Here is a 12,677-nt window from a genome sequence, read left to right on the forward strand (position 1 = left end):
AGCACGGCGATCATGCCGTGCTTTTTTGTTTTCCGCGTCAGAAGCGGTAGCCGATACCGCCCATGATGATGTCCGTGTCCCGGTCATAGCCGGTCACCGTCCGGTTCCACGACAGGCGTGCAGACCATTGCTGGTTGATCCGGTAACTGGCCGACATCGTCATCAGCCCCGACCACCGCGACGGTGTCTCGGGTGCGGCCTGGCCGTGATTGCTCAGGTCGATCGCGTAGTAGGGCCCGGCGCCAACGCCCAGCGTCAGCTTGTCATTGAAGAATGCGCGCTCCACCCACAGCTGCGCGGCCACGCCATTGCGGCGCAATGCGGCGTTCTGGCCTTCATTGATATAGCTCACCGTGCCTGACAGGTAGCGGCTCAGGCCGCGCCGGTATTCGATCGCCTTGGCGAACGACGTTTCCGAATTGAACGTGTTCACAATGGTCCCGCCCAGGAACACGGTGAATTCATTCTGCGTGACGTTATTCGTGCGAGACGGCGGCGGCACCACGGGTCCGCCGCGATCGCCACGATCGAGCTGGTAGCCCACGCCGAGCAGCAGCGTATTGGTCTTGATGCTCGACCGCGTCTGCGCGCGGTTGTATCGCGCCTGCACCATCCACGGGCCGCCGTTGACATACCAGGTGGCGGACAAGCTGGCCAATGCGCCCCAGCCGTGGTCGTTGTCGGAGCCATTGCCTGAGCTTCGGCTGGTGGTGTCGAAATAGCGATAGGGGCCAATGCCGACGGCGACGTTGAGATTCCGGTCGGCAAATGGATAGCGCCACCAGAGCTGAACGCTGTGACCATCGCGATGGTGGTCGGGGATATGGCCTTCGTTCAGATAGGAGAACGATGCGTACCAGTTCTCGGACAGATTGTGCTGGTAGCTGTAGGTGTAGCCGTAGCTGGATTCACCACCCTGGTCAGAGCGCTGCAAGCCGCCCAGTACAAGCACCTCCTGTCCATGGACAGGCGCCATCCACGCGGTGGCGCTCAACAACAAGACTGACATGCGCAGACGGCGCGACAGAAAAGACAGAACTTCAGACAACAACATTACAGTGGCCAGCAAAGAAATCGGGCCATCTTAACAATCAGGGCCGGCAAAAAGCCAGCCCCCGGTTCAAGGTTGCGCCAGATCAGAGTCTTGCTGATTGGCTTGAACGCGCTGCTGTCAGCCCGTCACCAGCACTCCACGCTCGAGGTGCACGCGCTGTCCAGCTTCCACACCCGGAGGGTTCTGGTAGGTGAACGTACGGCGCGAGCCGTCGTCCATCTGCACGCTGACGCGGTAGGACTTGTTCGTGTTCAGCTTCTTCTCGGCATAGTTGCCGCCGAAGCCGCCGGCTGCCGCGCCAGCGACAGTCCCCAGAATGCGGCCATTGCCGCTGCCGATCTGGTTGCCCAGCAGGCCACCCACTACCGCACCACCCACCGCGCCAAGACCGGAGGTTGGCTTTTCAGATTCCACTACTTGCACGCCGGTTACGTGGCCAGCCGTATGGCTGGGCCGTGCGGCGGTATTCGGCTCGGTCTGCGACGGTTGTTGCTGCTGTTGTTGCTGTGGCTGTTGCTGTTGCTGTTGCTGGGCAGGCGCTTGTGGCATTGCGTTTTGGGCGTACTGCCTGTCATAGGCCGGCGGGCGTGTGGTCGAGCCGGGCGCAGACGTTTGTGTCTCTGCTTGCGTCTCCGCTTGCGTGGCGGGTTGCGCGTTGTACTGTGCCGCGGTGGGCTCGGTGCCACCCTGGTTGGCCTTGCTGATCGGCAGCACACCCGTGATCGCTGCCACGGCCGCGAGGCTGGCAACGACGATCGACACAGCCGCCGCGCCAATCAGCGGATTCAGGCGGCGTTGGGTCGGCAAGGAGGGGAGGGTTTCCGGACCAGACATTTGCTTGTTCTCCAGGTCACCGCATGCGCAGTGGATAGTTTCAAGTTTGGCCGATACCAGAGCGCATTACCGTTCGTTTTTGTAAGTATCTGTAGTCCAAAAAATGCTTGGCAATCAATGGCTTATATCTGTGCTCGATCATCGTTGACAATGACGTTGTAACAATCGGGCACGCGATGTGCAGTTGCCGGGCACCCCAACAAAGCAAAAGCCCCGCGTGGGCGGGGCTCTTGGTCAGGGTCATATTCTCACTGGCCGGTGGGTTCGGCCGTGAGAATCAGTCCTCGCGGCGCAGGTGCGGGAACAGGATCACGTCGCGGATGTTCGGGCTGTCGGTCAGCAGCATCACCAGACGGTCGATGCCGATACCGCAGCCGCCTGTCGGAGGCATGCCGTACTCGAGCGCGCGAATGTAGTCGGCGTCGAAGTACATCGCTTCCTCGTCGCCCGCATCCTTCTGCTCGACCTGCTTGCGGAAACGCTCGGCCTGGTCTTCCGGGTCGTTAAGCTCGGAGAAGCCGTTGGCGATCTCGCGGCCCGTGATGAACAGTTCGAAGCGTTCGGTAATGCCCGGCTGCGTGTCCGAGCCGCGCGCCAGCGGCGATACCTCGACCGGGTAGTCGACGATATAGGTCGGTTCCCAGAGTTGCGCTTCGGCGGTTTCCTCGAAGAGCACCAGTTGCAGCGTGCCCAGGCCGGCGTTCAGGAACTGCGGCGCGCTGGTGTTGATCTTGAACTTGTTCTTGAGCTCGGCGCGCAGGAAGTCGGCATCGGCAAGTTGCGCGTCGGTGTATTCCGGCGCGTACTTCTGGATCGCCCCGCAGATCGTCAGGCGGTGGAACGGCTTGGACAGATCAAGTTCGCGGCCCTGGTACGTCACCGTGGCGCTGCCACGCGCGTCAATCGCAGCCTGGCGGATCAGGTTCTCGGTGAAGTCCATCAGCCAACGGTAATCCGTGTAGGCCGCGTAGAACTCCATCATCGTGAACTCGGGGTTGTGGCGCGGGCTCACCCCTTCGTTACGGAAGTTGCGGTTGATTTCGAACACGCGCTCGAAGCCACCGACGATCAGGCGCTTCAGATAGAGCTCGGGCGCGATGCGCATGAACATCTGCATGTCCAGTGCGTTGTGGTGCGTGATGAACGGCTTGGCTGCCGCGCCGCCCGGAATCGGGTGCAGCATCGGCGTTTCCACTTCCATGAAGCCGGCGTCGGCCATATGGCGGCGGATCGACGAGATGGCCTGGGTGCGGGCGCGGAACGTGCTGCGCGTTTCCGGCGAGACGATCAGGTCCACATAGCGCTGGCGGTATTTGGTTTCCTGGTCTGCCAGGCCATGGAACTTGTCCGGCAGGGGACGCAGCGCCTTCGACAGCAGGCGCAGTTCGCGCACTTGCACCGACAACTCGCCCTTGTTCGTGCGGAACAGCTCTCCGCGCGCGCTGATGATGTCGCCGAGGTCCCAGTGCTTGAACGCGGCATAGACGTCTTCACCGACCTTGTCGCGCGTGATGTAGAACTGGATCTGGCCGCTGCCGTCCTGGACCGTGGCGAAGCTGGCCTTGCCCATCACGCGCTTGAGCATCATGCGTCCGGCGATGGACACTTCCACCGGGCTGGCTTCCAGCGTGGCCTGGTCCGTTTCGCCATACTGCGCGTGCAGCGCGCCGGCCTGGTGCGTCGGCTGGAAATCGTTGGGGAAGGCCACGCCTTGCTGGCGCAGGGCCTGCAGTTTCTCGCGCCGCTCGGCGATGATCTTGTTCTCATCTACGGCAAGCCCTTCGGTGGTGGGCGTGGCGGCTTGGGCGCGGGTCGGTTCGGTCATGATGTGAGGTTCGATCGCGCGGCGCGGAGCGTCGCGCGGGTTCGGTTCAATGTTTCGGTTCAGTATTTGCGGATGTCGTCGAGTTCGGTGGTGCCGAAATCGGGACGGGCCAGATAGGCCACGATGCGCCGGGCGGTATCGTCAGGCGAGGCGAGCTGTTCGTTGTCCTTGAGGTCGCGGAAGCGTTGCACCTGGGCGAAATCCGCGCCGCGGATGGTTTCCTGCATTCCGGTATCCACCACGCCCGGCGCCAGCGCCACGGCGCGCAAGGTGCGCGGCTCGGGCACGCTCGCATACTCGGTGTTCACCGAGCGGATGAACATGTCCAGGCCAGCCTTGCCGGCGCAGTAGGCAGACCACCCCGGTACGGGGTTGCGCGCGGCGCCCGACGAGATTGCCAGCACCTTGCGCGGGCAATCGAAGCGCACGGTATGTTCGATGAACGCACCGGTCATGGTCATCGGCGTGACCAAGTTGGTCTGCAGATGCGGCACCAGTGTGCTGTCATGTAGTTGCGTGATCGGACCGATTGGCTCGACGATCCCGGCGTTCAGGATCAGGGTGATGCTGGCGGGCGCCTCTTCCACGGCATCGAGCACGCTCGCCAGCCAGCCGGCCGACGGGCCAGGCTGCGACAGATCCTGCAGATGCCAGGCCACGCGCACGCCACTGGCCGTAGCCTCGGCCTCGAGCTCGGGGTTGCGGCTGCGCGCCACGCCGATTACGCGGTTGCCGGGTACCAGCAGCGCGCGAACCAGGGCGGCCCCCAGGCCGCGCGAGGCGCCGGTGACGATGTAGAGATGAGTGGAGCGGGGCGTTCCGGTGGTCATGTGAGTGGACCTTGTTCAGTGAGATGGCATTGGAATCACCGCGCAGGCCCCGAGTTTGTTTGGGGACATTGCGCGGCGACGTCTATCTGCAATCTTCGGCAGAAATTGCCAGGACCTGAGTATCAGGCGTCTGGATTACAACCCCTGTTTCAGGCTGGCCTCGATGAACGGGTCGAGGTCACCATCCAGCACCTTCTGGGTGTTGGACATTTCCACGTTGGTGCGCAGGTCCTTGATACGGCTCTGGTCCAGTACGTACGAGCGGATCTGGTGGCCCCAGCCCACGTCCGTCTTGCCGGCTTCGAGCTTGTCGGCTTCCGCCTGACGCTTGCGCATTTCATGCTCGTACAGGCGCGACTTCAGCATGGACATGGCCTCGGCGCGGTTGCGGTGCTGCGAACGGTCGTTCTGGCACTGCACGACGATGCCGGTGGGCATGTGCGTGATCCGCACGGCGGAGTCGGTCTTGTTGATGTGCTGACCACCGGCACCCGACGCGCGGTAGGTATCCACGCGCAGATCGGCCGGGTTGACCTCCACCTCGAACGAATCGTCCACCTCGGGGTAGACGAAGACCGACGAGAACGACGTATGGCGCCCGCCCGACGAATCGAACGGCGACTTCCGCACCAGGCGATGCACACCGGTTTCCGTGCGCAGGTAGCCAAACGCATATTCGCCCTCGACCTTGATCGTCGCGCTCTTGATGCCGGCCACGTCGCCTTCGGATTCTTCCAGCACTTCGGCCTTGAAACCCTTGCGCTCGCAGTACTTCAGGTACTGGCGCAGCAGCATCGACGCCCAGTCGCAGGCCTCGGTACCGCCGGCGCCCGCCTGGATGTCGATGAACGCGTTGGCCTGGTCCATCTCGCCCGAGAACATGCGGCGGAACTCCATGTCCGCCACCAGGGCCTCGAAGCCAGAGACGTCGGCCTCGATGGATTCGAGTGTCTCGTCGTCGCCTTCCTCGCGGGCAAGCTCGAATAGCTCGTCCGTGCCGTTGAGGTCGTCGGTCAGCTTGCCGAGTACCTGCACGACGCCTTCCAGCGCCTTCTTTTCCTTGCCCAGGTCCTGGGCTCGCTTGGGGTTGTTCCAGACGTCGGGGTCTTCGAGCAACCCGTTGACTTCATCCAGCCGGTTTACTTTGACATCGTAGTCAAAGATACCCCCGTAGATCTTCCGTCCGGGAACGGAGATCGGAGATTGCACCGGAGATGGCGTTCAGGCGTTCTGCTTCCATGTTGTAGTGTTCTTGCGCTTCAAAACCGGGAATTATAGCGGATTGACGGGGCAAATCCGGGGTAGGGCGGACAGATCTCGCGACGAAAATGCGAACCGTTCGCGCAGCGAACGGTCTATTCGCGGAGCCTTCTCGCCGCTTCGGCGACAATAACGCCCGAACCGCGCCCACCCCGGCGCCATTTTTCAGGAGTGATTCCGGCGCATGAATCGAACGCACCACGCCAATCTGCAGACCCGCCGCCGTGCCCTGGGCGCACTCGGCAGCCTCGCCGCGATTTCCCTGTCCGCCCTGCTGGCGGCTTGCGGCACCACGCCGACCGAGCCGGCTCCGGACGGTTTCTACCGCGTCGAGCGTGGCGACACGCTGTATTCGATCGCGCGCCGGAACAAGCGCTCGGTGTCCGAACTGGCACGCTGGAACAATATGTCGAACACCAACCAGATCGAGGTTGGGCAACTGATTCGCGTCCGTCCTCCCGGCGGCGCCTCCACATCGGCGGCGGCGCCGCAGTCCGACAAGCCCGCGCGTCCCGTCCAGGACACGCCGTCCGCCAAGCCGCCCGCCAGTTCGATCAGCCTGCAATGGCCAGCCGATGGCCGTGTCTCGGGCCGTTTCGCGCCGCCGGCGGAGAAGGGGATGCGCATCGAGGTACCGGCTGGCGGCAAAGTCCGCGCGGCCGCGCCGGGCTGGGCGATTCACGTCGGCACGCTGCGTGGCTACGGCATGTTGGTCATCGTCAAGCACAACGACGACTGGCTGACCGTCTACGGCAACCTGGACAAGCCGCTGGTCAAGGAGGGCGATCGCGTTACCGCAGGCCAGGAGATTGGCAGCATGGCGCAGGCCGCCGAACTGCATTTCGAGGTGCGCGGCAACGGTCGGCCGCTGAATCCGGCGAATTATCTGCCTTCTCGGGGGTAGGGGGTAGGAGCCGCCTGTCAGACGGTTCGCCCCCCTCTCCCGCAGGCGGGAGAGGAGAAAACAAACGGTTGCCCTTACTGCGCGTGCTCGATGACCAGTTGCACCCGGGTCATTCCGTTGAACGTGTTGTTGTCGAGCCGGTAAGCCACCATTGCGCTGGCGCCATCAAGCGCATCGGCATGGTTGAACCAGATGGCATCGAAGCGCTGGCTGCCCCGACCGAGCTGGAGTTTCAGGTGCTTGCCCTTGAGCACGGTCTGGCGCAATACGTCGAACTCGCCGCAGAACGTCGGTGCCGGGAAACCCTGGCCCCAGACCTGGCCTTCGAGCAGGGTGACGAATTCCGGGCTGAAGCACGCGTCCTCGATATCGCCGTCGGTCTCGATCACGCGCGCCAGTTGGTCATCGGTCAGCCATTCGCGGCCAACTTCCTCAAACGCGCTTACAAAGGTGTCGAAGTCCTTGGCGCGCACGGTCAAACCGGCCGCCATCGCGTGTCCGCCGAACTTGACCAGCAGGCCCGGGTGGCGCTTCGACACCAGATCCAGCGCGTCGCGCAGGTGGAAACCGGGGATCGATCGCCCTGAACCCTTGATGTGCTCCTCGTCGCCGGGGGCGAACGTGATGGTCGGGCGGTGGAATTTTTCCTTGAGTCGCGATGCGACGATGCCGATCACGCCCTGGTGCCACGTGTCATGGAACACGCTGACGGTGTGGCGCGATGTCGGGTCCAGCCCGGCCAGCGGCTGTTCGAGGATTTGAAGTGCTTCCTGCTGCATCCCGGCCTCGATATCGCGCCGCTCGCGGTTCATGCCATCCAGTTCCTGGGCGATTTCCCAGGCGCGATTGGCATCGTCGGTCAGCAGGCACTCGATGCCGAGCGACATATCAGCCAGCCGGCCCGCCGCATTCAGGCGCGGGCCCAGGCCGAAGCCGAGGTCGAACGTGTTGGCGCGCGCGGCTTCGCGGCCGGCGGCACGGAACAGTGCCGCCACGCCGGGATGCATCCGTCCTGCGCGCATGCGCTTGAGCCCCTGGGCCACCAGAATCCGGTTGTTCGTGTCCAGTTTGACCACGTCGGCTACCGTGCCAAGCGCCACGAGATCCAGCAGGGTTTGCAGCGGCGGCTGGGTGGCCTGGGTGTACACGCCGCGGCGGCGCAGTTCAGCGCGCAGGGCCAGCAGCACGTAGAACATCACCCCGACACCCGCCAGATTCTTGCTCGGGAACTCGCATCCCGGCTGATTCGGGTTCACGATCACCGCCGCGTCGGGCAGTGTCTCGCCGGGCAGGTGGTGGTCGGTCACCACGACGTCGATGCCGCGTGCGTTGGCGGCTGCCACACCGTCGACGCTGGCGATGCCGTTGTCGACCGTGACGATCACGTCAGGATGTTGCCGGGCTGCCAGTTCGACGATCTCCGGCGTCAGCCCGTAGCCGTACTCGAAGCGGTTCGGCACGATGTAGTCCACGCGCGCGCCCAGCATGCGCAGCCCGCGCACGCCCACCGCGCAGGCCGTAGCGCCATCGCAGTCGTAGTCAGCCACGATCAGCAGCTTGCGATTCGCGGCAATCGCGTCGGCCAGGTACTCGGCCGCATGGCCGATACCTTTCATGCTGGCCGGCGGCGCCAGTTCGGGCAGGTCCGTGGCCAGTTCGGAGGGTTGGGCTACGCCACGCGCGGACAGGATGCGCGCCAGCGTCGGATGCAGACCCGAGGCCGCCAGGGCCTTTGCGTGTTCGTCGGAAAAGGAGCGGATGGCAATCCGGGTCATGTGGCGTTCGCGTTCGAATTCGTCAATGTGATGTCAGGCCGCCGGGTCAGGAGACCATGGCCAGGTCGGACAGCAGGGCGCGCCAGTCTCCGCGCGAGCCCAGCCCGCGCCAGAATTTGCGCAGGTCGGCTCGTGTGACGGTGAACTCGGCAAAGTGGTTTTCGCCGCCGAGCACCAGCGTCACGGCCTGAATCCGGCCCTCGCCGAGCGCGGCCAGCACCGGCGCGAACCATTCGGCGTCGAGCGTGTGCATTCGCTCCAGCCACAGCCCCCAGTCCGCAGCGATATGGGCTTCGGTGGCACTGTCGAGCAGCGTCATGACCGAGCCATCGGTATCAGCGATGTCGGCGAAGCGGGCCGGCTGCGGCCCCAGGCGGCTGCCACCGGCCAGGCCGAGCCCGGCCAGGAACGGGTCGTCGGTCAGCACCGTGTCAGCCAGCTTGCGCGCCGCGTTGGCACTGCCGCCGCCGTGCAGCCACACGGAATTGACGGTCAGCCGTCCTTCGGCCTCGCGCGCCTCGTTCACCGGGTGCCCGTGCCAGGTCATCTGGATCTCGTTCTGCAGGCGGCGCCAGTCGCGCGCTTTCGGGCCAGCCTGCATCCAGATATCGATATTGCGGCCCGTGGCGCGCACCGGCGTGGTCGCGGTCAGGTCCCCGAACATGCCATCGGGGATGTACCAGCGGGCTGGGTGGGGGGTATCGATCGTGATGCCTGCCTCGTCCAGCAGCCCGGCGATGGCGGCGTGCAGGGCGGCTGTCTCGTCGGGGCGGATGTCGAGCTGGTCCGGGTGCATCAGCACCAGGTGATCGCGCGCGGCATGGATGTGGACCGGCTGCAGGCAGGCCCAGCCGCCTTCCCCGGCTGCTTGCGTGGGGTGCGGGGCGATGCCGCGGTGATCCGCCAGCCGCATGAAGGGCGCAGTCGGCACTCGCGTGGTATCCAGTCCGGCCCGTCCGGCCAGCCAGCGCTCCTGCGGCAGTGTGCGCAGGTAGGGATCGTCGTGCATCTCGCGAGGGCCGGGGGTGGCGCGCGTCAGCAACTTTCCGAGCGCCGGCAACTCCAACTGCCGCAACAGCGCACCGGGCACGACATCGTCTGAGGCGTCGTCGCCGGCACCGGGCGGGACGGAAAAAGGCACAATCAGGGTCAGGTGCGTCATCATGGTTGGCGAGATTGTAAACTCCCGGCTGGCCGGCGCCAGTTTCCCGTTACCGGATAACCGATAAACTGCCGTCGGCGCTTTTCCTCGAATAACAGGACTCCTCTTGAACTTTCCTTACGAATGGCAGATCGGCTGGCGCTACACCCGCGCGAGCAAGCGCGCCAGCCGCAATACGTTCATTTCATTCATTTCGATGATTTCGATGATGGGCATCGCGCTTGGCGTGGCCGCCCTGATCGTCGTGCTCTCGGTCATGAACGGCTTCCAGAAGGAAGTGCGCGATCGGATGCTGTCGGTGCTGTCGCACATCGAAGTCATCGGCGCCGCGCCGCTGACGGACTGGCAGAAGACGGCCGCCGAGGCCCTGCGCAACAAGGAAGTGGTGGGCGCCGCGCCGTACGTGGCGGCCCAGGCCATGATGACGCGGGAGGACGCAGTGCGCGGCGTGCTGCTGCGCGGCGTGGACCCCGCCGAAGAGCCCAAGGTGTCGGATATCGCCAACCAGTTCCGCGCCGGCAGCATGAACGCGCTGGCGCCGGGCGGCTTCGGCATCGCACTCGGCAGCGAACTGGCCAATGCGCTGGGCGTGCGCGTGGGCGACAAGGTGATGCTGGTGGTGCCGCAAGGCACGATCACGCCGGCCGGAATGCTGCCGCGTCTCAAGCAGTTCACCGTGGTCGGCGTGTTCTCGTCGGGTCACTACGAGTTCGACAGCGCGCTGGCGTTGATCGACATCGTTGATGCGGAAACGCTGTTCCGCCAGAACGGACCCACGGGCGTGCGCCTGAAGCTGCAGGACATGCAGCGCGCGCCGCAGGTGGCCCAGGAACTGGCGGGCACCATGAGTGGCGACCTCTACCTGCGCGACTGGTCGAAGCAGAACCGCAACTGGTTCGCCGCCGTGCAGACCGAAAAGCGCATGATGTTCATCATCCTGACGCTGATTATCGCCGTGGCCGCATTCAACCTGGTGTCCACGCTGGTCATGACCGTGACTGACAAGCAGGCCGACATCGCGATCCTGCGCACGATGGGCGCCCAGCCGCGCTCGATCATGAAGATCTTCATCGTTCAGGGCGTGGCCATCGGCTTCATCGGCACCTTGCTTGGCGTATTGGGCGGCACACTGATCGCCACAAATATCGACGTGATCGTGCCTTTCATCGAGCGGATCCTCCATGTGCAGTTCCTGCCCAAGGACATCTATTTCATCAGCGAATTGCCTTCGGATCCTCGCGTGAACGACATCGCTACCATCGGTATCATTTCCTTCGTGCTGGCCTCGCTGGCAACGATCTACCCGAGCTGGCGCGCCTCGCGCGTGAACCCGGCGGAGGCGCTGCGCTATGAGTGATACGACGCTGCTCCCCGAAGCCTCATTCCAGGCCGGCACCCACGGCGCTGGCACGCCAACCGGCACGCCGGTCCTGCTGGGCGAGGGCCTGACCAAGCGTTTCAAACAGGGCGGCCTGGACGTCGAAGTCCTGCGCGGCGTGGATGTGCGCGTCGACGCTGGCGAGAAGGTGGCCATCGTCGGTGCTTCCGGTTCGGGCAAATCGACACTGCTGCACGTGCTGGGCGGGCTCGACAACCCCGACGCCGGCCGCGTGGCGCTGCTGGGCAAGCCGTTCACGGCGCTACGCGAGAAGGAACGCAATATCGTGCGCAACCGCTCGCTGGGCTTCGTCTATCAGTTTCACCATCTGCTGCCGGAGTTCACCGCGCTCGACAACGTGGCGATGCCAATGCGCATCCGCGGCCTGAGCGAGCCCGCCGCGCGTGCCGAGGCGCAGGCCGTGCTTGAGCGCGTGGGGCTCGGCGGCCGCTCGAAACACCGCCCCGGCGAACTCTCGGGCGGCGAGCGCCAGCGCGTGGCAATTGCCCGCGCGCTGGTCGGAAAGCCGGCCTGCGTACTGGCCGATGAGCCGACCGGCAACCTCGACGACCACACGGCAGGCGGCGTGTACGACCTGATGCTGGAACTGTCACGCACGCTGGGCACGAGCTTCGTGATCGTCACCCACGACCTTGATCTGGCTGGCCGTTGCGACCGCGTGCTGCGGCTGCGCGACGGTCATCTGCATCAAGAGCGTTGAGCGCCGGTAGCCAACCCACAGTCTTCCCTTCGCTTTCACTCAGCCCCCGCCATGTGGATCGATACGCACTGCCACCTCGACGCCAGCGAGTTCGATGCCGACCGGGCTGATGTCACGGATGCGGCTGCGGCAGCCGGTGTGACCGGCATTGTGTTGCCGGCCGTCGCAGTGGCGAACTTCGACGTGGTGCGTGGGCTGGCGCATGCCGACCCACGCTGCGTCTATGCGCTCGGCATCCACCCGCTGTACTCGCGGGCCGCCGGGCAGGCCGATCTCGATGAACTGCGCCGCCAGGTGACGGCGTCGATCGACGATCCGCGCCTCGTTGCCATTGGCGAAATCGGGCTCGACTTCTTCGTGCCTGGGCTCGACGCCGCCCATCAAACCTGGCTGTACGCGGAGCAGTTGAAGATCGCGCGCGACTTCGACCTGCCCGTGCTGCTGCACGTGCGCAAGTCGCAGGACCAGATCCTGGCGCAGCTGCGTCGCGCGGGCGTGCGGCAGGGTATCGCCCATGCGTTCAACGGCAGTCACGATCAGGCGCACCACTACGTGACCCACGGCATGAAGCTCGGATTCGGCGGCAACGTGACGTTTTCCCGAGCGCGGCAGATCCGCCGCCTGGCCGCCGAATTGCCGATCGAGTCGATCGTGCTGGAAACGGACGCGCCCGATATCGCGCCCGCCTGGCTTTCCGACGATCAGTTCGGCGAGCAGCACAAGGCCCGTAATACGCCTGCGGAAGTGGTGGGCGTGGCGCGCGTCATGGCCGAGCTGCGCGGCGTCTCGGAACGAGAGCTCGCCGATACCATGTGGCGCAATTCCGTGGCCGCGCTGCCAAGACTGGCGGCGTTCGCGGATGTCATGGCCCCTCGCTAGGCGGCCCTCAGCGCTCCGCGCGCAGATTTAACCTTCTGACACACCGACGTATCGC

The 12,677-nt window shown here is 64.8% G+C and carries 11 protein-coding genes; 4 read left to right on the top strand and 7 right to left on the bottom strand.

Annotated elements, in window-relative coordinates:
• Positions 1–37: 37 nt before the first annotated feature.
• The 5 genes from K6G35_RS05285 to prfB form a co-directional block, all read right to left on the bottom strand.
• The gene (locus K6G35_RS05285) at positions 38–1,009 is read right to left on the bottom strand and encodes a hypothetical protein (RefSeq protein WP_234818973.1); all 972 of its coding nucleotides are present in this window, start codon (positions 1,007–1,009) and stop codon (positions 38–40) included.
• 162 nt (positions 1,010–1,171) lie between these two features.
• Complete coding sequence (locus K6G35_RS05290; protein ID WP_495676169.1) at positions 1,172–1,888, bottom strand: glycine zipper 2TM domain-containing protein; 717 nt, start codon at positions 1,886–1,888, stop codon at positions 1,172–1,174.
• 277 nt (positions 1,889–2,165) lie between these two features.
• Positions 2,166–3,713 (bottom strand): lysine--tRNA ligase, encoded by a 1,548-nt coding sequence (lysS, locus tag K6G35_RS05295; protein WP_011515826.1) that lies wholly within the window; start codon positions 3,711–3,713, stop codon positions 2,166–2,168.
• A gap of 59 nt (positions 3,714–3,772) precedes the next feature.
• Positions 3,773–4,543, bottom strand: coding sequence for an SDR family oxidoreductase (locus K6G35_RS05300; protein ID WP_035881790.1), 771 nt, complete (start codon positions 4,541–4,543; stop codon positions 3,773–3,775).
• 135 nt (positions 4,544–4,678) lie between these two features.
• A protein-coding gene (gene prfB / locus K6G35_RS05305) for a peptide chain release factor 2 (RefSeq protein WP_104669723.1) occupies positions 4,679–5,783 on the bottom strand; the annotation gives its coding sequence in 2 pieces (ribosomal slippage) (positions 4,679–5,701 and positions 5,703–5,783; 1,104 coding nt in all).
• Between the two features lie 204 nt (positions 5,784–5,987).
• Between prfB and K6G35_RS05310 the strand changes: the two genes are divergently transcribed.
• Complete coding sequence (locus tag K6G35_RS05310; protein WP_495676170.1) at positions 5,988–6,707, top strand: peptidoglycan DD-metalloendopeptidase family protein; 720 nt, start codon at positions 5,988–5,990, stop codon at positions 6,705–6,707.
• Positions 6,708–6,781: 74 nt separating this feature from the next.
• On the opposite strand, the gene recJ is transcribed toward K6G35_RS05310, so the two are convergent.
• Together recJ and K6G35_RS05320 are read right to left on the bottom strand one after the other, a co-directional pair.
• Entirely contained in the window at positions 6,782–8,482 is a 1,701-nt protein-coding gene (gene recJ, locus K6G35_RS05315; protein WP_008649268.1) for a single-stranded-DNA-specific exonuclease RecJ, read from the bottom strand.
• Positions 8,483–8,528: 46 nt separating this feature from the next.
• Positions 8,529–9,647, bottom strand: coding sequence for a hypothetical protein (locus K6G35_RS05320; RefSeq protein WP_495676171.1), 1,119 nt, complete (start codon positions 9,645–9,647; stop codon positions 8,529–8,531).
• A 103-nt stretch (positions 9,648–9,750) separates the two neighbouring features.
• Here K6G35_RS05320 and K6G35_RS05325 point away from each other — a divergent pair, with 103 nt between their 5' ends.
• From K6G35_RS05325 to K6G35_RS05335, 3 genes are read left to right on the top strand one after another with little or no spacing between them, the layout of a single operon-like run.
• A complete protein-coding gene (locus K6G35_RS05325) occupies positions 9,751–11,001 on the top strand; it encodes a lipoprotein-releasing ABC transporter permease subunit (RefSeq protein ID WP_035881794.1) in 1,251 nt (416 codons plus the stop codon).
• Complete coding sequence (locus K6G35_RS05330; RefSeq protein WP_017514052.1) at positions 10,994–11,743, top strand: ABC transporter ATP-binding protein; 750 nt, start codon at positions 10,994–10,996, stop codon at positions 11,741–11,743. Before K6G35_RS05325 ends, K6G35_RS05330 begins: the two co-directional genes overlap by 8 nt.
• Before the next feature lie 51 nt (positions 11,744–11,794).
• Entirely contained in the window at positions 11,795–12,622 is an 828-nt protein-coding gene (locus tag K6G35_RS05335; RefSeq protein ID WP_035881795.1) for a TatD family hydrolase, read from the top strand.
• The last annotated feature ends 55 nt before the right edge of the window (positions 12,623–12,677 follow it).

Source organism: Cupriavidus sp. HY129 (assembly GCF_059492215.1).

Bases quoted from the DNA above. Each gene is read 5' to 3' on its own strand.
- K6G35_RS05300 (WP_035881790.1), bottom strand. From the start codon at position 4,543: ATGACCACCGGAACGCCCCGCTCCACTCATCTCTACATCGTCACCGGC.
- recJ (WP_008649268.1), bottom strand. From the start codon at position 8,482: ATGACCCGGATTGCCATCCGCTCCTTTTCCGACGAACACGCAAAGGCC.
- K6G35_RS05335 (WP_035881795.1), top strand. From the start codon at position 11,795: ATGTGGATCGATACGCACTGCCACCTCGACGCCAGCGAGTTCGATGCC.
- K6G35_RS05330 (WP_017514052.1), top strand. From the start codon at position 10,994: ATGAGTGATACGACGCTGCTCCCCGAAGCCTCATTCCAGGCCGGCACC.
- K6G35_RS05290 (WP_495676169.1), bottom strand. From the start codon at position 1,888: ATGTCTGGTCCGGAAACCCTCCCCTCCTTGCCGACCCAACGCCGCCTG.
- K6G35_RS05310 (WP_495676170.1), top strand. From the start codon at position 5,988: ATGAATCGAACGCACCACGCCAATCTGCAGACCCGCCGCCGTGCCCTG.
- K6G35_RS05285 (WP_234818973.1), bottom strand. From the start codon at position 1,009: ATGTCAGTCTTGTTGTTGAGCGCCACCGCGTGGATGGCGCCTGTCCAT.
- lysS (WP_011515826.1), bottom strand. From the start codon at position 3,713: ATGACCGAACCGACCCGCGCCCAAGCCGCCACGCCCACCACCGAAGGG.
- K6G35_RS05320 (WP_495676171.1), bottom strand. From the start codon at position 9,647: ATGATGACGCACCTGACCCTGATTGTGCCTTTTTCCGTCCCGCCCGGT.